The sequence below is a fragment of the Polystyrenella longa genome, assembly GCF_007750395.1.
Taxonomy (GTDB): Bacteria; Planctomycetota; Planctomycetia; order Planctomycetales; family Planctomycetaceae; genus Polystyrenella; species Polystyrenella longa.
The window spans coordinates 4,133,173-4,158,536 of sequence record NZ_CP036281.1 but is presented as its reverse complement, the minus strand read 5'-3'; the positions used below and the strand labels follow the sequence as shown (position 1 = coordinate 4,158,536).

General features: G+C 51.0%; 16 protein-coding genes. 4 read left to right on the top strand and 12 right to left on the bottom strand.

Annotated features, from left to right (window positions below; genetic code table 11):
* Positions 1–2: 2 nt before the first annotated feature.
* The 3 genes from Pla110_RS15345 to Pla110_RS15335 all read right to left on the bottom strand — a co-directional run bounded on the left by Pla110_RS15345 (position 3) and on the right by Pla110_RS15335 (position 3,743).
* Positions 3–767 carry a carboxylesterase family protein gene (locus Pla110_RS15345; RefSeq protein ID WP_197440235.1) on the bottom strand — a complete coding sequence of 255 codons (765 nt, stop codon included), beginning with the start codon at positions 765–767 and terminating at the stop codon, positions 3–5.
* Between the two features lie 133 nt (positions 768–900).
* A complete protein-coding gene (locus Pla110_RS15340) occupies positions 901–2,580 on the bottom strand; it encodes a cation:proton antiporter (RefSeq protein WP_144996776.1) in 1,680 nt (559 codons plus the stop codon).
* Positions 2,581–2,765: 185 nt separating this feature from the next.
* Positions 2,766–3,743, bottom strand: a complete 978-nt coding sequence (locus tag Pla110_RS15335; RefSeq protein ID WP_144996774.1) for an L-threonylcarbamoyladenylate synthase — start codon at positions 3,741–3,743, stop codon at positions 2,766–2,768.
* Between the two features lie 365 nt (positions 3,744–4,108).
* Between Pla110_RS15335 and Pla110_RS15330 the strand changes: the two genes are divergently transcribed.
* The gene (locus Pla110_RS15330) at positions 4,109–4,936 is read left to right on the top strand and encodes a hypothetical protein (RefSeq protein WP_144996772.1); all 828 of its coding nucleotides are present in this window, start codon (positions 4,109–4,111) and stop codon (positions 4,934–4,936) included.
* A 46-nt stretch (positions 4,937–4,982) separates the two neighbouring features.
* Here Pla110_RS15330 and Pla110_RS15325 read toward each other — a convergent pair whose 3' ends face one another.
* The 4 genes from Pla110_RS15325 to Pla110_RS15310 form a co-directional block, all read right to left on the bottom strand.
* Positions 4,983–6,392, bottom strand: coding sequence for a sulfatase-like hydrolase/transferase (locus Pla110_RS15325; protein ID WP_144996770.1), 1,410 nt, complete (start codon positions 6,390–6,392; stop codon positions 4,983–4,985).
* Positions 6,393–6,465: 73 nt separating this feature from the next.
* Positions 6,466–7,227 carry a sulfite oxidase-like oxidoreductase gene (locus tag Pla110_RS15320; protein ID WP_231742488.1) on the bottom strand — a complete coding sequence of 254 codons (762 nt, stop codon included), beginning with the start codon at positions 7,225–7,227 and terminating at the stop codon, positions 6,466–6,468.
* 94 nt (positions 7,228–7,321) lie between these two features.
* Positions 7,322–11,968, bottom strand: coding sequence for a PQQ-like beta-propeller repeat protein (locus Pla110_RS15315; RefSeq protein WP_197440234.1), 4,647 nt, complete (start codon positions 11,966–11,968; stop codon positions 7,322–7,324).
* A gap of 536 nt (positions 11,969–12,504) precedes the next feature.
* Positions 12,505–13,053 carry a hypothetical protein gene (locus Pla110_RS15310; RefSeq protein WP_144996766.1) on the bottom strand — a complete coding sequence of 183 codons (549 nt, stop codon included), beginning with the start codon at positions 13,051–13,053 and terminating at the stop codon, positions 12,505–12,507.
* A gap of 457 nt (positions 13,054–13,510) precedes the next feature.
* Between Pla110_RS15310 and Pla110_RS15305 the strand changes: the two genes are divergently transcribed.
* The 3 genes from Pla110_RS15305 to rpmA all read left to right on the top strand — a co-directional run bounded on the left by Pla110_RS15305 (position 13,511) and on the right by rpmA (position 16,565).
* Entirely contained in the window at positions 13,511–14,947 is a 1,437-nt protein-coding gene (locus tag Pla110_RS15305; protein WP_144996764.1) for a serine/threonine protein kinase, read from the top strand.
* 337 nt (positions 14,948–15,284) lie between these two features.
* Positions 15,285–16,091 (top strand): hypothetical protein, encoded by an 807-nt coding sequence (locus Pla110_RS15300; RefSeq protein ID WP_144996762.1) that lies wholly within the window; start codon positions 15,285–15,287, stop codon positions 16,089–16,091.
* A 210-nt stretch (positions 16,092–16,301) separates the two neighbouring features.
* Positions 16,302–16,565: a 50S ribosomal protein L27 gene (gene rpmA / locus Pla110_RS15295; RefSeq protein WP_144996760.1), complete on the top strand. Its 264-nt coding sequence runs from the start codon at positions 16,302–16,304 to the stop codon at positions 16,563–16,565.
* 126 nt (positions 16,566–16,691) lie between these two features.
* On the opposite strand, the gene Pla110_RS15290 is transcribed toward rpmA, so the two are convergent.
* The 5 genes from Pla110_RS15290 to Pla110_RS15270 form a co-directional block, all read right to left on the bottom strand.
* Complete coding sequence (locus tag Pla110_RS15290) at positions 16,692–18,461, bottom strand: alpha-keto acid decarboxylase family protein (RefSeq protein WP_144996758.1); 1,770 nt, start codon at positions 18,459–18,461, stop codon at positions 16,692–16,694.
* Between the two features lie 326 nt (positions 18,462–18,787).
* Positions 18,788–20,998, bottom strand: a complete 2,211-nt coding sequence (locus Pla110_RS15285) for an alpha/beta hydrolase family protein (RefSeq protein ID WP_144996756.1) — start codon at positions 20,996–20,998, stop codon at positions 18,788–18,790.
* Positions 20,999–21,144: 146 nt separating this feature from the next.
* Positions 21,145–22,476 (bottom strand): dihydroorotase, encoded by a 1,332-nt coding sequence (locus Pla110_RS15280; protein ID WP_144996754.1) that lies wholly within the window; start codon positions 22,474–22,476, stop codon positions 21,145–21,147.
* A 130-nt stretch (positions 22,477–22,606) separates the two neighbouring features.
* Positions 22,607–23,674 (bottom strand): S-methyl-5-thioribose-1-phosphate isomerase, encoded by a 1,068-nt coding sequence (mtnA, locus tag Pla110_RS15275; protein WP_144996752.1) that lies wholly within the window; start codon positions 23,672–23,674, stop codon positions 22,607–22,609.
* 142 nt (positions 23,675–23,816) lie between these two features.
* A complete protein-coding gene (locus Pla110_RS15270; protein WP_197440232.1) occupies positions 23,817–25,034 on the bottom strand; it encodes a S1C family serine protease in 1,218 nt (405 codons plus the stop codon).
* Between the last annotated feature and the right edge of the window lie 330 nt (positions 25,035–25,364).

Genomic DNA, 25,364 nt, shown 5'->3' with positions numbered 1-25,364 from the left:
ACTTACTTTGCTTCAGTTGGCGCTGCTCCGCGTCGCTGTTGGAGCAACCAGTCGTAAAACTCGGGAGTGTCATACGCCTTCGTCCAGGAGTTGTGACCGATCCCTTCATATACTGTGAAGCGAATTTCTTTTGCCCCGCGCTTTTTAAGACGTTCAATCAGCTCTTCGCTACTTCGTAAACTGACTACCGAGTCCTGGTCTCCATGAAATGCCCAGACGGCGAGGTCTTGGTATTCTGTCGTCAAGTACGCGACGCCTCCTCCGCATACGGGCGCGACGGCAGCCAACCGTTCCGGGCAATACGAAGCAAGTGACCAGGTTCCGTATCCGCCCATACTCAGTCCCGTCACATAGATGCGGTCCGGGTCGACATTGTACTTCTCTTCCAATTGATCGAGCAAACCGGCGAGTTCATTTGGATACCACCAGTACCCTTTTGGGCATTGGGGAGCCACCAGAATAAACGGAAATTCTCTTCCCGCTGCCGCTTGCATCGGAGGGCCGTGGACTTTCACTTTTTCCAGATCGTCACCCCGCTCGCCAGCCCCATGTAAGAAGAGCACGAGCGGCCATTTTTCCTGTTGATCGTAATCCTTCGGCAGGAAAGTGAGATATTGAAAACTCGCTTTCAATTCAATTTCCGCTGCACCTTCTTCGCTGACATTATTTTCAGTCACGATCTCGTCGGCACAGACGACAGACTGCGGGATACCCGCAATTGAAAAGAACAGAAAAACAGAACAGAAGACCGCGGCTCGTAAATACATCAGCATCTCAATCAACAGAGGAAGAACAAGGAATTGGAAATAAACCAACCTTGATTCTGCCTCACGGGTCCCCCTCTGTAAAGGGGCGGAGGTCCGCATGTTCATCTCAAAGTCGAGGTCGACTTTCAGTCAATCAATGTTGATCTTCCGTTGATAAGACCGTGAGATGGTCCAGCAATTGGATCTCTTCGCGGATACTGGCGGCCAGTTGATCACCCACATTTTCTTCATCCCCGGCGACCAGGTACGCACCCGCATCGAGAAACTCCTGCGTATGGATTTGGTAGCGGCATCGGACGAAGACTCTCGCTTCCGCATTTAGAGCCTTCACCCCTTCCAGAGTCTGCAATGCAGTATTGTGATGTGGAACAGTAATGATCACAGTGTGGGCTGTTGCCGCTCCCGCATGCTCCAGCACTTCTGTCTGGCTCGAATCTCCTACCTGTCCTGCGAAACCGAACTCACGGGCTTTTTTGATTCCATTAGAATTTAAATCGAGCACTAATACACGTTCGGCGACATCCTGCAGAGGGACACTCGCCCTCTGTCCGGCTGGCCCAAAACCGACGATGATAAAGTCGGGCTGGGGATGATCAGATTCCGGTTCAACATGTTCATGCTGACGACTTCCCGGTTTCACCAATCGTTCAATCCAGGTTCCCCAGCGTTGGGCATTGATCACCAGGTACGGACTGAGAAACAAGGTGACGATCGTGGACGATACGATTAATTGATATGTCTCGTCCGACAGGACCGAAGCCTCTTTACCAATCGTTCCCAATACGAAGGCGAATTCTCCAATTTGCGAGAGGCACAAACCAGTCGCGACCGCAATTCGAAACGGCTTGCCCAATAGAACCAGAATAGCGGTAATGATTATCGTTTTGCCTGCAAGCAGCATGAGAACGACTGCCGAAACCTGCAACCAGTTCTGGATCAGCCAGAAGGGGTCGGCCACCATTCCCACCGCCCCAAAGAAGAGGGTCAGTAACACGACACGTAAGGATGAAATGTCAGCACGAATCTGTGTGGCAAAGGGGGAATTCCCGAGGAACATCCCGGCGACAAAGGCCCCCATCGCGGGAGAAATGCCGGCCGCGTGTGCAGCCCAGGCCGATCCCAATCCTGTGGCTACTGCCAGCAGAACCGTTAGTTCCCGGTTTTCTTTCAGCGTGAGTCTTCCCAGGGCGCGAACGGCCACAAAGTTTAGAAGGATATACAGAGCAACAATCAGCACGGCGGTCATGCCGAGAATTTTAAGAAGTGGCCAGATAAACGAAGTATCTGAATCAGGTTGAGCCAGTACGCTCATCAGCATCGCCAGAGGGACGACAGCGATATCCTGAACGAGCAGAATTGCCAATGCGTTCCGTCCGTAGCTGCTGTCAATCTGAGCCTGGTCATTCAGTACTCGTAATACGCAGGCGGTGCTGCTCAGGGCGACCATTGCACCGATTGCAATTGCCTCCGTTATTCCCAAGTGGAATAGCAGGGCTGTCCCGGTACCTAATGTCGCCGTAATGATGACTTGCAGGAACCCACTGAAGAGAGTCTTTTTACCGAGGGACGTTAACCGACCCCACGAAAATTCCAGCCCCAGACCGAACAACAAAAGTGAGACGCCCAACTCGGCGATCGAATCGATTTCATGGCTCGGGTGGATTAACTCGACACCACCTGGGCCACCAAGCAGCATCCCGGCCAGTAGATAGCCGACGAGCGGACTCTGGCCGAATCGCAAACAGATGCCTCCAAACAGCAAAGAGGCGCTGAGCAACAGAACAATATCCAGCAGTAAATGCCATACATCCATGGAACACAAATCCGAGTAGTAAGAATCAATCCAGAGCAACCCCGGTAGCATTAATGGAACGCAGTTGTCTTAGCTACCGTGCGTCCAACATAAATAGATGGCTCTGTCCGAAAATACTACGTCAGCCGGAATGAAAACTATATCGAATAGAGAAAAACCCGAGACTCGGCGAATTTGCGTCCCGTTCAACGAATACTGGCGCGCCGCAGCCGATCATTAAGAGCACGCCCCAATCCTTCTTCAGGAAAGGGCATGGCGACTATCTGCTGAATGTCAGCCCGGTCCAGTCTGCGGACGGCTGCAAAAAAGCGGGCCGCTGCTTCGGTGAGATCAGATGTGGAGGAAAGTTGTTCGACAGTCGCGAATGGGGCCGCCCCGTCGTTTTCACCAAAGAGCAGAACGCCGGTTGAGGAAGCTGAAAAACGACGGACAGCCTGATCCAAGTTATCCACAATGAATAAAGGCGTGCCCGGAGCGTAATGTTTGGACAGCATCCCGGGGGCATGTTGGGCAGATGTCTCCGAAGGTTGTGCTGTTGGAAAAGTCGACTTCACCTCTCCGACAATACGTTCCAATTCTTCCAGTGGAGTGCCCCCCGGTCTCAGCAAGGTCACCTGATCTCCATTAACGGAAACCACCGTCGATTCGAGTCCGACAGAACAGGGTCCACCATCAAGGATATAGTCAATGCGGTCCCCCAGTTGTTCCCGAACATGTTCAGCAGTCGTCGGGCTAACCTGACCGAACAGATTGGCGCTGGGGGCGGCGATAGGCAAACCGACTTGAAATAGTAAATCTCGGGCGACAGGATGAGCAGGAATTCGTACAGCGACACTCGGTAAACCGGAAGTGACGAGATCGGGAACTGCTGCTGTTTTGGGAAGTACTAAGGTCAATGGGCCCGGCCAGCAGGCATCCATTAGAGCCGCCGCTTTATCGGGAACTTCGAGGACCAAGTCGTTCAACTGGCTTCTCTCGGCAACGTGAACGATCAAGGGATCAAACGTGGGACGGTCTTTCGCAGCAAAAATCCGCGCCGCCGCCTGTTCATCAAGGGCGTGCGCTCCCAGGCCGTAAACGGTTTCCGTTGCGAAGGCAACGAGTTTCCCTTCCCGCAGCAGTTTTGCTGCTCGAGGGATATCTTGTCCCACCTGACATGCCATAGAACGTAATTCAATTGTGCTAAAGTGTTTCTCTGTAAGTCTTTTGAGCCCTGCCCCGCCCCGCTGGCAACTGATTCAGGCTGTTTGTGAAGCTGACTTCTCGTCGAGACACCTTATACCTCATCCCGGATGGGCTAATCAATGATTCAGAGAACGCCGATAGCATAATATAATGTGTACATATGGAGGCGCAGGGGCTATCGATGTCAGATCGGTCTGGCCAGAAACGGTGAAATTTCTTATACGGCTATTCATCGATATATGAATCCGGTAGTGGATTCCTGACAACTGACTTTGTCATCTTGAGACAAGGCTCCTCAACAGACTCTCCCACAGACAAAACCAAGAGACAAGGATGTCGTCCGGTGGAAAAGCAGGAATTGATCGTCGCTCTCGGTGCCGTTATCGGGGCGGTAATATCGGGGATGCAAATCTTCTCTAAATGGCGAGAAGAACAGCGCCAGGATCACCGGCTTTATCAGAAGCTGCAGCAAGCGGAAAAGCGGGTTTCTTTTCTCGATACCTGGCGAAAAACACAGGCCACGATTAGTCCCCAGGATCGTCAGCAGCACATTGATCATTACGTCGCTCGGGAGCTCGATATCCTGATGGTCGAAACGTTGTACACCGTCGACAGTCACACCTCCATTCTGGAATCTTCCCGGCGCTGGATGTTGCTCTTCATGCCCCGTTCAATCTGGGGTTGGATGGGTCGTTTCGGCTTTTTCCTGACGTTCCCGATGTTTCTACTTTTCGTACCCTTTTGTATGTCTGAAATCAGCAGCACCATCGCTGAGTCGCAGGCCGTCGATGTCGCAGACGGAGTGACCAGTCAGCCCGCAATTGTGGCCACCCCGGAACCCGATTTTGGCAAAATGACGATACAGGAACAGACCGATTGGGTCGCGAAGCAAAACCGGGATGCATTGCAACAGGGTGCCCTCACCACGAACACTTTCCCATTGATGAGTGATCTTGATGATGACGAGTACACGGAGCTAACCGGTTTCATTGCCATACTGCTCTTCTTTGGCAGTATCTCTCTCTGTTGCTACCTGACAGCAGTGTTAGATGGTCGAGATCGTAAGAAATATGTCGGTCCCCAGCGCGAACCGCTCCCCACATTTCTACGATACCTCGAACATGAAATCGAAATTGTCGAAGAAGACGAACTCGACTTCCGCGCCGCTTAAACAATCAGATTTTAAGCAGATCGAACTCAGAGTCCTGCAGGTCAATTTACTTATTCGATTTCTGTTTGGCATCCTGCTTCGGCCAAGTAGGAGCTTCTGCTGCGATCTCTTCATTCAATGTTTTCAATTGCGCCTGCATCGCTTTTAATCGACCAGGCTCTTTGCTGGCCATGTTCTGCGTTTCGCTGACGTCTTCGGTCAAGTGATACAGTTCTGGTTCGGAGTAGTCACCCCGCACGAGCAATTTCCATTCACCATCGCGAATGGCGATTTTAGGATCGGATAGAGCCCGGTCATAGCGCCAGTACAATGGATGCGGACGATCAATCGGCTGCTGAGCCAACGCGGGTAATATGTTGGCACCGTCGAGTGTTTTTTTCACGTTCACTTCGATCTCAGCAAGGGCACAGACGGTCGGCAGGACATCGACACCCGAAATCGGTTCGTTGCTGACAGAGCCTGCTGCTGCATGTCCGGGCCAGCGAATGATTCCTGGCACACGAATTCCGCCTTCATAAACATGCAATTTCATTCCACGAAGGGGATCAGGTAAACCATAGGATCGACTGGAACGAGGTCCATATCGGTTCAGCGTTTCCGGGCCATTGTCGCTGGTAAACATTACGAACGAGTTATCACGCAACTGCTGTTGATCCAGTTCACCCAGAAGGCGCCCGGCAGCCGCATCCATCTGAGCCACGTTGCCATAGTATTCCGCCCGTTCCAGTGGTTCATGCTCTTGGTATTGCTTTACGAATTCCGGTGCCGTGGCAATAACTTCATGGGGAGAATGAAACCAGACAACCAGACAGAAGGGTTGGTCGTCCTGCCGGTTTCGCAGCCAGTCGATGGCATCGTCAACGATGATGTCGCTGGAGTATCCCTCCAGTTGACCGACTTCTTCTCCATTGCGGACGAAGTTCACAGGCGCGTGATGGGTAGGAAGAGCGTTGTTCTGAGTCGAGAACCAGTAGTCGAATCCATGGTCGTTCGGTTGGGGTTGGCTGGGAAGATTAAACTGACCATTGCAATGCCATTTCCCGATGTGCGCTGTCTGGTACCCCTGCTCTTTCAGGATCGTGGCGAACGTCGTCTCGTCTGCCTTCATGTGCATGGGACTGCCATCCGGAATCCAGTCGAAGACCCCCAGACGATGCGGTGTGCGGCCAGAAAGCATGCCAGCGCGAGAAGGAGAACAAACTGGTGCCGCTGCGTAACAGTCCGTAAATAGCGTGCCTTCCGCCGCCAGTTGATCAAGCGCAGGAGTTTTGATTGCCGGGTGGTCATAACATCCCAAGTCATTATATCCGAGATCATCCGTCAACATGATCACGATGTTCGGGCGGCTCTGTTTTGATTTTGGTTCCGCTCCTTCAATCAATGTGATGGGAGAGCCAATAAATAGAATCAGAAGAAGAGACGCCAGACGCCGCTCTGTGAACCCGCGAGACAACATGGGAATACTTTCAGTTGATCTTGAGACGGCAGGAAATTCCAGCCTCTGTTTGTTTCGTTTGTGAATATAAAGGTCAGATACCGGCATTGTCCGAATAACTATCCGGTTGATCCCCTTCGAAACGTTCTTCTTTCCACGGATCGCCATGATGGTGATATCCGACTCGTTCCCAGTACCCAGGTTTATCCTCGGCGACGAATTCAATTCCTTTCAACCACTTCGCACTCTTCCAGGCATACAGCAGTGGTACTACCAGGCGAACGGGAGCACCATGGTCCGCCGTCAGTGGTTCCCCATCGTGTAAATCGACGAGCAAAGCATCGGGTGACAAAAATTGCTCCAACGGAAGATTGGTGGACCAACTGTCATCGAATGCATGAGCGACTACAAACTTCGCTTCGGGGCGAATTCCAGCACGTTGAGCGATCTCTGCCGTAGAAACCCCTTCCCATACGTTACCCAGCCGAGACCACCGGGTGACACAATGAAAATCAGAAAAAACACGAACACGCGACATTTCTTTGAACTGAGCCCAGTTCAATTGGAAGGGGTGCTCAACGAGTCCTGTCACTTCCAGTGACCAACTCTCTGGTTCAATTACGGGAATCACCCCTGCCTGTAGCACCGGCCACTTGCGAGTGCGAACCTGATTGGGGGGGATTCGGTTCTCGCGTCGAGTATCGGAGCTGATGATGATCTCGGCGTCAGAGATCTCCTCAGGCAAGGCCGGTTCACCAGCTTGGTACTTGTCATCCTGAAGCATGCGTCGAGCGATCTTTTCAGTAAGCAGAGAGACAGGGCCAGCATCCTGGATAGCAGTTCCAGGAACAAGCATTCATCATATCAGCTTAGCAGAAATAGTCACGTGGGAGCAGAACTCAGAGCTTCAGTCGGAAGTACTTCATCCGAAAATACGCCGCTGTAGCAAATTATCTGACAGCGACCCCGGCAGGATAATAATGACACTCTTCTTTCCAGGCCGCTTCCTTTTTAGAGTGCATATCCAGATGCACGCACGTCCGATGACCGATCAGAGAAACCCGTCTCGCGTCAGGATCGTACGCTGCATGGACCAGTCGGTCAGTCAAGATTTCATCATGATACCCCAGGCTTTCACCGGTGCGGGCATCGACAGTTTCGATGGCCAGAGAATGTAAACTCGGATTCATTCGATCGCGAGTACGGCTGACAAGGATAAGAATCGGAAGTTGATGCGGAGCAAGCTGAATGACGGATGCGGGTTGGAAATCACGCATCCATAACAACTTGCCCGTTTTCTTTTCGAACGCCAGCAACTTGCCTCGGATGGTGACATTGTTCAAAAGCGTATCACCCGCAGGGTAAAACTGACGGGGAAGGTCGAGCGGTTTTTCGTGATGTTGTAAATTGACGTAATAATGATCCCGATCATCGAACACCCGCAAGAAACTCAGCTTCTGTGCTAACTCATCCTTAAGTTTATAATCAAGCAGTCGGGTTTCCATTTCAGGATCAATGATTTCCAAACGAAGATGATCAACCGCCCCATCCCCTGTGTCCCCATCCACTGGACTCAGCAATGCAAGTTTGTCATCGGATGTGCGTACACTCAACACGGCCCGGTTTGAGGAACGCCGCATCAGGTAGCGGTTTTCATGTGGGTCATACAGACCGATTGAGTTTTCATCGCCGTTGGGTTCAAAGTAGAAAATCTTACGACCAAAAATATAATGCCGTTCGCTCGGATCAAAGGCAAACTGGCCCTGACGTCGTTCATCCCCGGTGCGAATGTCGAAGACAGTATAATTGAGATGGTCTTCAAACATGATTAGCGACTGGTTGTCACCCATTACACCAGCTTGCCCCGTGTTAATGCGGTTACCGGCGGGACTGATTTTGTCACGTTGCCAGAGAACATTCCCTGTCGCGGTATCAACGACCGCCATCTGATGGCGGTTGCGTAGAACAGTGAAGTTTGAATTGATCGTAAATACGGATAACGATTCCGTACGTAAATTAGTGACAGGGGAAACTTCCCAGACAGGCTTACGAGTTAACAGGGAAAGACCAATCGCCGTGTTACTTCCACCCAAACAGAGTTGGGTCCCCGAAAGTTGATGGCGAGAAAGTTGATTTGATAATGTTCCCGTCGGAACGTCCACGTCATCAAGAATCTGACCCGATAACCGATCGAGTAAGGTCAGTTTTCCTGTATGCCCCGAACCTTTCGTAAGTAAAGTGAAATCCTGAGTTGCAGTCGGATGCAAGGCAATTCGGTAGCCTTGCATATCGGTTCCTTCATCGGACCAACGCCTTTCGCTGATGCGTACGTGAGCAATTTTTTCGTCCGGTCGTTGACTCTGTTTCAGGCAAAGTTGCAACATGCTATCAATTTCGGTCCCATTATAATGAGTGGCAGCATAATGAGAACTCAAACCGCTCGATTCGATTTCATTGGCAGCCAGTTGATACATACCGAATTGTCGCCAGAGGGTAATCAGGTTCTGACTCGCAATTGAAGCCAGGCGGGGAAAACGCGTTTCGCGAACGCTCATCCACAACTGCTCGGCTAGATGATATTTCCCTTCTTCACGATAGCGAGCCGCGAGTTTGAGTTTGGCAACTGCAGCTGGTTCGCCTTCACCGAAGAGAGTGAGGAAAATCTCCAGTTTCCCTTCATTCTTTTCGCTGAGCTCCTCGTTGAGTGCATCATCCAGGTAACGTTCGCACTGCACTTCCAACAGGTGCAAAAAGTCATTACCGCCCGTGGATATTAAACGCTCCCTCATCAAAGGAATCCAGCTGCGAGGAGTGACTTTCCAAGTGGCATCCGTGGTGTCATTCAATGGGAGATTCAGATCGTATGTAGAAAGATCGACAACACGTTGCCACGCTGTTTGATGGTTTCCATTGGCTAATTGGAACTCCGCTTCTTCCATCAACAGACGGCCCTGCTCCAGATCGCCGTGTACGAATGACTGCAACTTAGTAAAATGGAGATCGCGACTGGCAGGTTCAGAGCGGAGTCGGGCGTACAAAACTTCCTGCAGCAAATGTTCTGCCATATAACGCTGTTCGGTAATTAACGAATCTTTTGTTTCTAGACATCGCTCCAGGTATTGTTGTGCTTCTTCCAGACGATCCAGAATCAGGTTCAGTTCAGCCTGTCGAAGAAATGCGTCGGTGACGGAAGTCTCCCGGATCTTCTCGTCACCCGACGACATTTCAATCGTACGATCGGCGTGTACCGGATTTCGATAAAGTTCGCTACCAGACTGGGGAAATAACGTGATCCCTCGTGGACCGGCCGAAAGAATATAGTCTTGGCAAGCAATCAGATTTCCCGGAGTCCATCCGGGTGAAAACCCTTCTTCGTAATAATTTGTTGTCGCATACGACGTTTCACTTACCGCTTCCTGATTAACCAATTGAACCAAGTCCGACTCGACGCGTGTATGGAGATGGCTCAACCCGGAATAATCACCGGTTTGAATATTGATCGAAGCGATTCGCCCCGATTGCAGCGGGAGTAAATAAACATGACCTGCGCGTGTTCCTGTTCCGGAAGGGGTTCCCAGTCGAGCCGACCAGACTTCCGAACCGTTTCTTAAAGAAAGTCCGCGGCAGGACTTTCGACCTACCACGAAGGCAAGGTTGTGATCCGACGTGGCGATGTAATCAGCATCCTTACGCACTTCTTTCCAAACGACTCGGCCCGTATTGAGATCGAGACAATGTAGATTCTCTGATTGGTGAGGCAGGTAAAGAACTCGGTCTCCCTGCACAACCGGTTGATCATCAAAACCAAGATGACCTCTTTGTGAATTTCGACGTCGTGACCAGTGACGGTGTCTTTGGCTTTCGTTCAATTCACGATAATCGTAAACCCAACGCAGAGTTCCCGAGGACCGATCAACAGCAACTAGCATCCCTGTCTGACAGGGGCAGAGAAGTAGATTGTGCGCCAGGATTGGTGTAGCCGATCGATGAGATCGAAAGACATCCTGATCAATCATGAACTCAACCCACCCGATTCCCTGGGTCCAGAGAAGCTTACCATTTTCAGCGTTCAAAGCGCTTAGGTTGATCTGTTGCTCGAACTCAGACAATACAAAGAGGGTTCCTCCATCAACGAGCGGAGGTCCCAGAATAAAATGCCCGGACAAGGCATTGTTTAGACGTGTGTTTTCCAGTTCAAGAATTCCGCCCACGGACCACTCCGGTTTCACTGGCAGAGACTGCAGCGTTTCGGTCTGGCTAAGCGGCAATGCAATCAATCGATTGCTGCGGCGACGCGCTTCTGAGTTGTCATGAGGGTTATCAGCATGTGTGATAATACCGGCGGGCACCGGAGCCTTAAGGGCTTCGAGTTCGACTTCATCTATGAGATAAAGTCGTTCCGAGTCATGCGTTAATGTTCCTAAGAGATTATTCCCCACCAGCAGCTCTTCCAGATTCAATTCAGAAGTCAGCTGAGAAAATTGTGTTCGGCTGTGGAGACGGCTATGCGGACGGAAACTCTCAAGTAGAGGGCTGAATTGACTTTGGCAGGGATAACGCCACAACATACTTCCAGAGTGAAGATCGAATGCTGTGACTTCGTCATAATTACGAACATAGACAGTCTCGCCAACGACAACCGGTTTCCAACCTACGGCAGCTGGCTTCAGTTCACTTGCTTGTTCTTCTTCCCAGAATTGCATCGTCTGATCCAGTAACTTGCGCGACGAATTCATATGCGATGCGGACCAGACTTCTCGTAGGTACGGCGGAGTTACTTCCTGCCAGTGAGTACGTCTTTTGCCGTGGGCAACCGTGGCGAAGTAGTTTTCTTCCGTATCAGATTGAGAGACCTGCAGGATTGGATAGCCAATCTCATTGTTTCCTTCGACCATCGCTGTTCGCAGTTCGTAGTCTTGAGCAATACTTTCGTTCCAACTGTCCGGTTGAATCTGATGCTTCAGGAAACGATGTAAATGATGATCGCTTTCATGCAAGGCTTCTTGATGAATCTTTGAATGGAATAACTGATTCAGATGATGATGGGCTTCATGAAATCGATGCCGATCCAATGCGTAATAAATCAGGTGTCGGCGCGCTTCCCGGCCGGCTGATGTGAAAGGGAAGCGATGGATCAGGTCGTGGTAGCAGGTCTTGTCCTGTTGACCTTGTGCGTCTTCCAGAAGAGCGTTCGCAGTGGAAGCGTTCAATTGCTCGTAAAGTTGCCAGACATCCGGGGATTGCTGAAAGAAGAGGGACCGGGAGGCATAGCGAATCGAGACCGGAGCGGGAGAAGTGGACGGCCAGTAAAAACTGTCTTCGTCAGAGTCAAAAAGTTGTTGCAGTAGTTGCAGAGCTTCGACGGTGCGGCCGGCCTCGAAAGCTCGGCTGATCTCGTGATAGACCGCTTCTTGATGGCGGTCTCGATATAGCAGTGGCAGAAGTGCCTGGCGGTTCTGAAAGGACTCTAAAGAGGGATGGTCGGAACTGGCTATGGGTTCGTCGGGCGGGGGATGGAGTCTCTCCTGTAATCCCCCCGGGTCGGCGAAAAGAGATTGGGGACTCATCCAGCATAGCAGGCTGAGCCATACTAACATCGGGTGTGGCCGGGATAACTTAGTAAGTATCCGGCCGGACCATCCTGGCACATTCATACCCAGATTCCTCCTGAATCGGATTTAATCTTATTCTTATTATCGTGTTTCTGAACAGACGAAATTGACCAGATGTGTGGGGTAAACCCCTTCGAATAGATAAATAAAACGTGTGTTTACCATTTTTTTATCATGAAGCATGAGGACTTAGTGAAAGACAGTAGACTGGAAAGGTATAGGGAATTATTCAATTGACTGACTTTTCGTCGCGACAATTTAAACTCTCCCCGTGGAGCAATCACGTTAGGATCGGTATAGCAACTCCGGTACCGCGCACGATTCAATAAGCCTCACATTTTACTTCGTGACGGGCGCATTCGTCCCTAAGAGACTACTCAACAACCGGTTAGGAAAGTCTGATATCTCACCCGGCCCCAGCGACGGGCACAACGATGTTAAGCAGGCGCGCAGATTCGCTTAATGTTTAGGCGGAGGACAAGGAGAAGCGGACTAAGGGAATCGAGTAAATGCTTGAGAAATCAGCCAACATCCTGAGCAAGCGGAGTCGCAATCTCGAGTAGATCGACCGCAGGTTGACCATTGCAGAAAATTGTCGCCAGTCGTCCATAGGTTTTCATGCCGACAGGGACATCAAAGTATTCTGCCATTTTAGGACCCACTTTAATTTTCAACACAGCACCGAGATCGATGTGTCGTAACACGTTGTGATTGATCAGTACTCGTCCTAATGGAATCTTCCGGGACAGAATTTCTTCTTTAACGGCCTCGGTGACGTACTCAAAATTAAACCGCACAATACCAAACTGCACGACCTGTCCAGTCTCGTTACTCTCAAGCAGAATCATGCGGCAGTACAAACCCTCTTGTTCTTTTGCTTCCAGAACACGCACACTGACTTCGCAATGAAAGAATTCTTCCATCGTGACCGTCATGTGATGATCATGGGCGAGCAGACGTTTGAAAGCATCGGGGACAAGAGCAGCGGGAACGTGCTCTGCACTTTCAACCAGCGGCTCTGTCTGAGGGAACAGTTGCAACAGAGCAGTTAATTCATCATGTGGATTCACGGCAGCTCATATTAGTTACAGGAAGGAGTTAATTACAGAAAGGGGCGGGCAGGTCCCCTTGCGGGGGAAGGACAGCAACTGTGCAGTAGAGTGGGCTAGAGTTGAGAGTGCAGTTCTTTTGAGTTCGGTGAATCGCGGTTCAGATCGATCAGCGTTGGTCTTTTTGGATATTGAATTCAAATACCACGTAATCTTTTCAGACTTGAGCGATGGTTTCAAGGGAGAACCGTCAACCACGCCATTATCACATGATTCCGTATGCAGGTTTCGAGCCAATTTCTGATTATTTGAGTGATCCATCTCCGGAAAACAGATAGACTCAGATAAACAGATCTACATTCCCGAAAAAAAGATTGCTATAGTGTGAGCAGCTTGTGGCGAGCCCGCAAGTCGACAGTTGATAGAATTATCACTGGTTTGCTGAACCGTTAAGAGTGCCCTTCTTAGACGTTCCAACATGGTAACTGAAACATCTCCGCAACTCATCCGCTACTGCCAAGGCTGCAATATAGCCTACCGGCAACGGGAACAGGACCAGAACTGTCCTCGCTGTTTACAGCCTCTGCTTGCTTCACTGGAAAGCAGTCTGGCCAATTCGATTTACGCTCGTGACTTACTTTCCATCACGGGGAAGATAGATCCCAATGCAGCAGGATCGGAAGAAATCGATTCCTGTTTGATTGGCAAATTGCTGAGCGTCTATCAGTGTGAGTTATTGCTCGGTCAGGGAAGCATGGGGAAAGTTTATCTGGCGCACCATCAACAATTGAAACGTAAGTGTGCCTTGAAAGTTCTTTCCGGACGGATGATGTCGCACCACGATAGTTTTCTCGAACGGTTTTATTCCGAAGGAACTTCTTCTGCAAAGCTGGTGCATCCTCATATCGTGACGACGCACGCCATGGGCGAAGTCGACGGTCATCATTTCCTGGAGATGGAACTGGTTACAGGTCCAACATTGCAACAGATCATCGAAGGAGAAGGTCGACTCACTCCGATACGTGCGACAGCTTTGGCGACCCAGATCGCTGACGGACTGGCGCAAGCGCACCGACATGAAATCCTCCATCGCGATCTTAAACCGGACAACATCCTGTTGACCTTACAAGGTGTGCCGAAGATTGCCGATTTTGGCTTGGCTAAGCGAGTGTTTGATAAATCAATTCCCAACGAACTGGCAGGCACGCCGCATTTCATGGCGCCGGAAGTTCTACGAGGAGAACCGGCCACACCGCAAAGCGATGTCTACTCGTTGGGAGTTTGCTATTACCAACTGTTAACAGGGCACTTGCCTTTTATCGGGGAGTCGCTGGAAGACCTGAGCCAGAAAGTTCAGCAACATAAAATCCCCTCGATTCGTAAACAGGCCCCGTTCGTTTCCATTGAGATGGTCGACTGCGTTTACAACATGTTGGCGAAGGCTCCCGAAAATCGACCGGCCAACGGTTTGGAAGCGGCGCAATGGTTACACGCAATCTGGGGACAAATCCCCGACATCGAAAGTCTTCTCCAATCGGCCTTCTCCGGACATCAGAATATCAGTTGGGAACGGATCGACCAGAAGTACACGATGCTGATCAGTTTTTCCAATGGGCGAAAGCAGCGCGTCTATATTGAACCCAGCGAACACTCCCTGACAGATCGATTGCTCAAGATTTACAGTATTTGCGGACCGGCTGAAGAGCGATTTTATGAACGGGCACTCTTTCTTAATTCCGAAATTCCCCACGGTGGCTTGGCCCTTAGGGAGATCGACGGAACCAATTATTTTGTCATGGTAGAAAACTACCCGCGAAGCACGGTCGATGTTGAAGAAGTCTACCGCAGCGTCCTCGAAGTCGCCGAAAAGGCAGACTCGGTCGAAAAAGTACTGACCGGTATGGATGATTATTGATTCTTAATGCGAAACCAGAGTGCGAGGCCAGATTGCGAGACTATGCATTTTCCCGGTACAGATCTCAGTTTTGCTGTAAACCCCGAGGTTTTCCCCGTTGGTGAGACCGGAATTCAGGGTAGGTGACCATCCGGTGCAGTCGTTATAACTGCTGGGATGAACTCGATTTCTGCTTGAATAGCACCTTGACCCTTATTTTCGTCGACTGGTATACTCGAAAACTGGTTAATATGACCCTTCCGCGCTGGTTTTCTCTATACGCTTCCACCCGTTGTTATCAAATACAGCGGGTTCCTCTGCTTTGGCGGGGGTATTTTACATGACGGAAAGTCCAACTATGTTTGACTTAAAGCCCCTGTTTGGGTTCGGTCTCGCTCTTGTCTGGTTCTGCTCGCCTGTTTTGGCTCAGGATTCGGGAGCGGACCTGAATGCCGATGCGGTGCAGCAAAAGAACGAGCAGACGGGCGGTTTTCTGCCAATTCTACAGCGAAACCCGTCCAGTGCAGAGATCGATCAGCAGGAAGACCTGTGGATTCTCGACGTCGCATTCAAGCCAATGCGAATGATCCCACTACAGATGACGAACCCAAAGACAGGTGAAAAAGAGCGACAGACTGTTTGGTATCTCGTTTATAAAATCCGAAATACCCCCGTGGACCGTCCCGCCGATGCTGCGAATCAGGTCCCAATTAATATTGAGGACGACCGTCGAATTGGGAATATTTTTGTACCTGAATTTGAACTGGTGACCCACGACAACGACCAGACTCGTTCCTACCGCGATGTCATTCACCCGGAAGCAGTCGCCCTGATTGCAAAACGAGAACGGTTGCCGTTGAAATCCTCCATCGCCATCTCGGGCGATCTTGGAAAAGTAGGAACCGACGAATTCCAATATGGCGTAGCGATCTGGACGGACGTCGACCCAAACACCGACTTTTTTACGCTCTATGTGAGTGGGTTTTCCAGCGCCTATCGGATCAATCCAGAAAACAAGGTCCTGCAGAAGCGGACAATTGTCATGGAGTATGCCCGGCCAGGTGACGAATACGAAGAAGTCGAACGAGAGTTTCGGCCTCAGAATGATCCCGTATGGATCTACCGCCCCACGGAAGTCAAAGTCGACCAAACCGCATCGAAGTAGTCGGAAACGTCTCTAAAGAGACTGTTTTCCACCGAGATGTCCGCTTTTTGCGGTAGGAACAGCCGACAGACTTGCATCGAACCCGATAAATTCGATAAATTCTCTCCTCCGTAGGAGAAGTCCGCCGGGACACCAGTTTGTTACGAATCAAATATATTCAATAGTATACATAATTTCCCTCTTAAGTAATCAGAGGAACGGAAGAGTACAATGGCACATAAGAAGGGACAGGGCTCCAGTCGTAACGGTCGCGATTCAAACGCCCAACGTCGTGGTATCAAAAAATTCGGTGGTCAGGCTGTCATCGCCGGGAATATTCTCGCACGTCAGGTTGGCACCAAATGGCATCCGGGCCGGAATGTCGGAATGGGGAACGATTTCACCCTGTTCGCTCTGGTTGACGGAGAAGTTTACTTCGATCAAAAAGGTCGTCGTATGAACGTAAAAGCCCAAGAAGTGGCCGTCAGCAACTAAAGTTGATTGGCAATGGCGACTGTAGTCTGGTTACCAGTCTCTCTCGCAAACAAGACATTTAAAAAGCGAACGGTGCAAAGCGCCGTTCGCTTTTTTCGTTTCAAAATAAGGTCAGCCGGGCTGAGGTTAACTGACGATCCCTTTGCCAATCCGTTTAGCCAGTCGATTCAGGGCCTGGCTCGTGTCGAGTGGATCAAGATGCACATTCAGCAAGCTGAAGGCGTCTTCATTTCCGAGAGAAGCGTTTAAAGCTTTCTCAAAATCACCTTCCGTGTGAATCTCGAACCCCCATCCGCCACCGAACAGGTCGGGGATGCGGTGGTAGTTCCAGTTAGGAATATCGTTGAACGGTCCCTCCTGGATGAATCGCTCTGTCGTGTATCCTTTGTTGTTCAGGACGATCACGATTGGATTAAACTCATACCTCAATGTTGTCGCCAGTTCGTTACAGGTCATCTGGAAGGCCCCATCGCCGACCAGAACAAGAGGCCGTAATTCTCGATTCGCCACCTGTACGCCGAGAGCAGCCGGGATGGCAAACCCCATGGACGTGTAGTAAGCTGGGCTTAAAAACTCGGTGTGTTGATAAATCGTCAGATCGGCGGAAGCGAACAGTGAGTCGCCCACATCCGCAACGACAACGGTGTCATCTGCCAGTTGCTGATTGAGACGCGTAAAGAGGCGGCTGACCGTGATCTTCCGGTCGGCATCCAGCTTGTACGGTTTGAGCTTTGGTTTCAGCTCAGCGGGGATCGTCCGTTTCTTTTTACTTCCTTTGAGTTTGGTCAAACCATTGATGAAGTCAGTCAGGAGGACATCATGAAAATGATGATAACCCATGCGGAGCTTTTCGCTGGTCACATAGAGACAACGCCCCGGATCGAGATGCGCTGTGTAGATTCCCAAATTGATGTCTGTCATGAAGGTCCCGATCATAATGACCAGGTCAGATTCTTCCACAAATTCCTGAACACCTGCCCGACCCATCGCTCCTTCGTAAACACCAATATGAAGCGGGTGCTTTTCACTGATGGCTGACTTGCCAAGTAACGTGGTGCAGATTGGAATGTTGTGGGCTTCCGCCAATTTGACGACCTGCTCATGAAGACCAAATCGATGGACTTCCACTCCCGCTATGATCATCGGTTTGGAAGCCTTCTTGATCAGTTCTTCCGCCTCCTTCAGCGCTTCTGATAACGCGTTGGGTTCACTTTTAACTTGGCTTTTGTGTGGTTGATAGGGAATGTCGGGAACGACATCAACCTGGTCGCGAGGAATCTCGATGTAAACGGGGCGCTTATAACGAACGGCCGCTTCCAGACAGCGATCAATCTCTCGGAAGGCGGTTAAAGGATCTTCCAAGGACGTACTCGCGACCGTGATTTTTTCGAATACCTCTCGTTGTGTGCTGAAGTCGCGGACTCGATGATGCAGCAGTGGATCAGAGGCTCGCTCTTTCAAACCTGGCGCTCCCGTAATCACGATCACAGGAGACTTCTCAGCGTAAGCTCCAGCGATGGAGTTCGTCACACTCAGACCGCCAACGCAGTAAGTCACACAAATGGCGCCCAAACCATTAATACGAGCATAGGCATCCGCTGCGTACCCCGCATTGTCTTCGCGAGTGGTTCCCACGACACGGATTGGGCTTTCCTCCAGCATTCCATAGAACCCAAGAATGAAGTCCCCCGGAATTCCGAACAAATCTTTGAGCCCGTAATCCTGCAATCGCTGAATCAGGTATTCGCCAACAGAAAGTTTATTCTCCTGCAGCTTCTGTTTCCGATCAGTGGATGATGATTGTGTATGCTGGCTCCGGCGCGACACGCCTGTCGCTTTATTCTTGACTGTCTTTTTGGAGCGGGTCGACTTACCGGAAGTGGAATTGCTGGCCATCGTATCTCCCTGTCTAAAGATTGCTTTAAGAACGCGGCAGTGGATTGCCCAAGGGTGTGATGATCTCACCTCAATTGTGCGTCGATAATCTTATTCGGTCAAGGACTGTATACGGATGTGCGTTCTGGAATCGCTGGGAAATTAGGTGGTAACTCCATTTACATTAATCAGTTACGACTGAATTGTCTCTGGACGAAGATACTGTCAGACAACTACAGCGTTGATAGTCCTGAGACTAAAAACGCTTCCGATTCCCTCCAGAATTCAGCATAGAGTGAGTATGCTATTAAACGGCTTCGTGGACGCCACTTCTTTCGACGGATTGTTCATTCCCAGATTTGTTCCGCCAGGTTGCTGCTATCGGTGTTCATATTAATCGTGGCGCGACGAGTCACGGGGGAACGAAGCCATGAAGTGTATTTAGGCGAGAACTCGGAATAGGATTCTCCCCCGAAACCAACGCCGTATAACGTGATGGATTCAAATGGAGCTTGCATTAATCCGAGATGAAAAAGACCGCCGTACTTCAAGGCACCGGGTAAGAATGCGGGATCGAGACTTGAAGTGACTTTTGAAAAATCGAATTGGCCGAGATCCAGTTTTAACTGTCCCAACTTGTCGGTGATGTTCATCCGTCCGTTCGCCAGCAGTGACGCCACCGCCGCGTTGCCGTCCGCTTTCAAATGGATTTTTTTCACAGCATCTGACTGCTGCAGAAATCGAATGGTAGTCAGAATGTCCTGTACCCGATGAGTCAGTAGCGGCTTGTTGAAGCAGAACGTGTAACCGGGGAAACTTTCATCAACCTGCCATTGCTCTGCAAATGATTTGCCTTGAAGCGACTCCGCTGAAAGGAAGAGATCACATGCCGCGATCGCGTAACCGTTCTTCAATGTTTGTCGGACAGGTTCCCGTAAGTCTCCCTGTTCTGTGAAAAGATGCTGCTTACAGGCATCGGCCATCCAGAGAACAACCTCACCATTAAAGTTTTCGCCCTGGAGGTAAATATAAGGAATTGCGGCGCCATTGGCTTCTCGTTTTAACAGTCCCTTTTTCAATTGCAGCTCACCGATTTGCGAGTCATTCAGCGTGGTCGCTTTCAGGTCTGCCTCGACTGTGTTGATGGCCGATAGCGACTCTCCCAGTAAGACGGGAACGGCTCCTTCCATCACCCGTTGGTATTCCGCGTAGATTTGTCCCGGATGGTTCACCATCGCATCCCATTGGGTTTGGGAGTACTCAGTCATGTAGGCGGCCAACTCGGCCCCCGTTTTCGCATTCGCAGGAAGGGGATGATCGTCGTCAAATACGCTCAACTCTTCTGGAGGCACGGGCCAGAAGTCTTCCTCAATCAGCGGAATGTCCGCATCTAGATCGAGATATTCAATCATCCAACTGTACATCGCCTCACGCGCCACGCTGTTGTAATTGTGCTGGAATTCCGGCCATGCCTGTGCCGCTACCCACTGTTCTTTTCCATAGAGAGAATAGATCGTTTTTAATTCTGGTAGTCCTTTAGTTTCGATTTCGATGGTCCAGTCGTTCGCTCCTGACATCGCCAACGGTTTGGGGGCGAAGAGGGCCGCGATGGCGACATTGTTAATGTCCTGACGGAGATAGGAGGCGTTTTCGCAGACACATCCTCCCTGCATGCCTGTCGAAACCATCACTGCGGGAAATGCGACATCCGGACGTTCATCCAAGGCACATAACATAAAAGTCTGTGTTCCTCCTCCGCTGGACCCGGTAACCCCAATTCGATCCGGATCGACTTCGGGCAGCGACAGCAGGAAGTCAAGACTTCGAATGGAATTGAATGTTTGTAATCCCATCCCGTTTTGCAGTCGAAGTTCGGCATCGACATTCTGGAACCAGCCTCCATGACCAACCTGCTGGCTATCGGCGTAACCAACCATGTCATAATGAAACACAACGCAACCTAACCTGGCAAGTTGTGCCATCCGGGCCTGAACGGGGTAATACGCACCGGAGAGATGTTTTTCGGCTCCATTGGCCAGTTGGCCCATCGCTTTCTCTTCAGGAGCTTTATAAAACCGCCCGTCCTGCCAGTGACCATGCGGGCAGAGAATTCCCGGAATGCGCCCCGAATAATGCACAGGTCGATAAAGATTTCCGCTGACATAATGCCCCGGATGCGATTCGAAATAGACTTTCTCGATCGTGTAGTCGCCCCGATTAATCTTCCCATGAATGGTCGGGTTGAGCGGTTCCTGGGGAGGCATTGGCCAGAGGCCATTGCTAACGGCGACTTGGGTTTTCAGTTTTTGGCGCTCTGCCAACCAAGATTCCAAATCGGTCGGAGGTGTCCAGGGGTGAAACTTATCGCGGGTGTGACGGGGTTGTTTAATTCGGGCATCGGGAAGCGATTCGTCCGGTTTCAGAACCTGGTGAACGGCAGTTCGAGCGGGTTCGATAACTGGTTCAGTGTTCGCCGGTTTGTCGGCTGGCAGGGTCGCAATCGAAGTGCTGAGAAAAAGCAGTGCGATACAGATACGGGACAGGGGACTCGATGACATGGAGCAGCCTCTGGAAGTGAAAACAAATCGGAGTTTGGTCCTTCCAGTAAACTCGAATCAACTCCCGTTTGCAACACTTTCCAATCTAGCAAAAGAGTTCTCGCCGGTGTTAAGTATTTTCTGGAGTCGTCTTCATTAGAGCGGAATTACAGCGAGTAATTCCAGTAACCACCACGGGAGTGGTCGAAGCGGGCGGCTTGACCGCGAAGGTCGGGGTTGACTTTGCCGTCGTTGTAGACGAGTTGACCACCGACCCAGGTCATGACGGGCCAGCCGGTGAGCTTGACGCCGTCCCAAGGGGTCCAGCCACATTTGGTCAACTGATCTTCGTTTCGGATGGTTTGCTCTTTGTTCATATCAATCAGGACCAGGTCGGCGTCGAAACCTGTTTTGATCGCTCCCTTGTCAACGACATCCCAGACACGGGCGGGCGCTTCGCACATCCAATGGACGACTTGCTCTAGAGTGCATAATCCCTGATTCACCCGGTCCAGCATCAATGCCAGTGAATTTTCCACAGCGGGAAGTCCGGACGGAGATTTCGGGTAGGGTTGGTCTTTCTCCTCAAGAGTGTGCGGTGCATGGTCGGTGGCAATGACCTGCACAGTTCCATCCAGAAGAGCCTCCCATAGTGCGGCGTTGTCCTCTGCGGATTTGATGGAGGGATTCATTTGGACGAGGGAGCCTAAACGGGCATAATCGTCGGTGTTGAACAGCAAATGATGTGGACAAACTTCGGCCGAAATCAGGTTCTGGTGATCCTTGATTAAAGGCAACTCTGCGGCGGTCGAAACGTGGAGAACGTGGAAGCGATGCTGATGTCGATGGGCGAGATCAATCGCCCGACGGGTAGCGACGACGGCTGCTTCGACGTTGCGAATGCGGCTGTGATCAGAGAACTCGGTTCCGCCACCGATGCGCTTCTGGTTGTCACGGACGGTCGTTTCATCTTCGCAATGTGCACAGATGGGAAGAGTCGTTTCCGCGAAGATTCTTTCCAGTGCGGCTTGTTCATCCACGAGCAAGTTTCCGGTACTCGAACCGATGAAGATTTTAATTCCGGGGGCCTGATCGACCTGTTGGAGTTCTTTTACGTTGTCCGGGGTCGCTCCGATATAGAATCCAAAGTTGACGACTGACTTACCTGCGGCGAGTTCGTACTTTTTCTCCAGTTCTTCTTTAGTGATGGTCGCCGGATTCGTATTGGGCATTTCGAAGAAGGTGGTCACGCCTCCCTTCGCGCAAGCCAGACTACCGGTGTGCAGGTCTTCCTTGTGGGTTAACCCGGGGTCTCGGAAATGAACCTGGTCATCGATGACACCCGGAATCAGCACGTGTCCGCTGCCGTCGATTCTAGCATCCACAGCACCGGCGTCACTGGGATCGATCGCTTCGATTTTTCCGTTATCGATCAAAACGGAAGCAGTTCGGGTACCGTCGGGCAGAACACAGGTGGCATTTTCAATTAACGTGCGCATGGGAGGACTAACTTTAAGCTGGATGATCTATGAGATGGAGAATGGAGGGTGCCTGTCCCCGTTTTAGTTTTCTCCCGACCGTTGTTCAACCCTGCCGAGTAATGACGTCCCTGTTGTTCAATCGCAAGCGTTAACCTTTGAGCATTGCGGCGATGTTTTCCGTAGTCACGGGAGAGATGATTCCCTTCTCCGTGACGATCGCGGTGATGTTCTCTGCAGGGGTCACATCGAACGCCGGATTGTAGATATGCACTCCGGCGGGGGCCGTCTGTTTGCCACAGCCATGAGAAATCTCGGTCGGATCCCGTTGCTCAATAGGAATGGAGTCTCCCGTCGCTAGAGCGAAATCAAACGTGCTGGAAGGGGCCACTATGTAAAAAGGAATTCCATGTGCCTTCGCCAGTAGTGATACGGAGTAGGTCCCGATTTTGTTGGCGGCATCTCCATTGGCGGCGACCCGGTCAGCACCGGTGATAACGGCTTGGACTCTTTTTTCTTTCATCACCCAACCTGCCATGGAGTCACAGATAAGGGTGACTTCGATGTCGTTGTTCTGGAGTTCCCACGAGGTTAATCGAGCGCCTTGGAGCAGCGGACGGGTTTCGTCGGCGTAAACATGAATCTTTTTGCCGGCACGGGCTGCGGCGTAAAAAACCGACAGCGCGGTGCCTGATCCGGAAGTCGCCAGGGCCCCCGCATTGCAATGAGTTAATACTCCCTGCCCTTCTTTCAGCAGTGTTTGACCGAATTCGCCCATGGCGATGCACATCGCCTGGTCTTCCTGTTCGATAGCGCGGGCTTCGGCCAGCAAGCGTTCGAGTAATTGGGGAGTCTCCAGGTCGGCATGCGTAGCAGCCGTCTGTCGCATGCGGTCGAGAGCCCAGAACAGGTTGACGGCAGTGGGGCGACTTTCCGCGAGGTAATCGGCTGTGATGTTCAGCTTCTCTAAAAACTCATTCTGCGACAGGTGAGCGTTGTGTTGAACACCCAGTATCAGCCCGTAGGCGGCGGCGACACCGATCGCAGGGGCGCCTCTCACAGAGAGGCGTTTTATGGCTTGCCAGGTTTCTTCAGGGGTATTGCAATCGATCCGCAGGAATTGCTCCGGCAGGAGCGTTTGATCGATCATGTTCAGAGTGCCGGGAAGTTCACCATCCCACCGCAATGTGGACAAGTCTTTATGAATCAGCGAGGCCATTCTTTGGGAAACCATTCGTGATAATTATGTTTGGGAATTAGATGTCTTCGAGTCTAAGGTCACAGATCAGAGGTATCAGGAGACGAGCCGTCCCGCGGATTTTAAAAAAAATCTGGAGCGACTGCACACCCTCGCCTTCTGATTAAGGAGTTGCCTTGCGGGTGATTGGAGCACTACCTGTCAGTTGGACCGGCACACGGAGCTTCTCGCCTTCTCGCAGGACCTCGACGATAACGCGGTCTCCTGGCTTTTTGGTTTCGATGTAGGTCAGGAAGTCGTCGACTGTCTGCACTTCCTGTCCATCGATGCCCACGATCAAATCCGCGAAGGAACGATCGAGTCGTTCTACGACGAAGGGTCCACGACGTTGAGACACAATTTTGGGGGCACGTAAACCGGCCAGTTCCGCAGGGCCGCCGGAAGTTAAAGTCTCAATCAGTAGCCCAGCGTCTGTTTCGTAGACATGTTGGATTCCGATTTCCGGTCGAATGATTCTTCCGAATTTAATTAACTGAGGCACGACTCGTGCAATCAGATTTACGGGAATGGCAAATCCAACGCCTGCGTTCTGTCCGTTCTTGCTGGCAATGGCGGTATTCACCCCAATCAGATGTCCCTGAGTATCAAGCAGCGGACCGCCGGAGTTTCCCGGATTAACGGCGGCATCAATCTGAATGATGGCTTTAATGGTACGGTTATCACGAACATTCAATGTTCGGTTCAAACTGGAAATGATGCCGGTGGTCATCGTTCGTTCCAAGCCAAAGGGGTTGCCGATGGTGTAAACCTTCATGCCAACTTTTAGTTCGCTCGATTCGCCCAGCGTGACTGGATGTAGAACGTCTAGTTCTGCATTAATTTTAATAACGGCGATATCGTTTACCGGGTCGGCACCGATGAGAGAGGCTTCGTAGCTGGAGCCATCGAACAGGTTGACTTCAACCTGAGTCGCATCTTCGATCACGTGGAAATTGGTCAAGATATGGCCTTCCGTGTCGATCACCATTCCCGATCCTGCCCCTTCCGCCGGAATGTTGCGAAAGAACAAACCTCCGGCCTGGGAACGAGCGGTGATATTCACCACACTTTTGTTGACTCGTTCATAAACAGCGACGTTCACCGCCTCTTCGTTTGTGATTCGGAGCGCAGTTGATTCGCTCTGCGGACGCTGTTCTTTGCCATTGTTATCGAGGTTCTCTTCGAATAGCGGAACCTGTTCCTTATTTCGAGGGGCCTCCAGAATCGAGGTGCCTGTTCCCGTCTGGGCGAGGACCGAATTTGATTGGGAGTTAGAGGTCAGCCAGACAGTGAACAGGCTGGCAAGTAAAGCAGACGCAAAACAGGCGATGAGCAGACGCATCAATCCTCCTTGAGATTCGCGGCATCCTCATACCGAAAAAACGGATTGGGGGCGAATCTGTTTATGAATGCGGTTCTGGACTGCTCCGCTACGGGGCAATCCAAAATGGTTTATGTCGAAAATGGTGTATAGATGACAAATCAGTCTACTTGGTATAAATTGTTTATTCGCTTTGCTCAAGTGCTCTCCTGACAGTTTCTCTGCTTTACCAACCTCCAACTTGTTTTATGGTTGCGAAAAACTGTCAAATCAGAACGTTATTCCGCCGACGTCGTTTTCGATGTCGACCTTTTATATAGAACTCAAACGGCTATGGTGGCTCTGGATCTG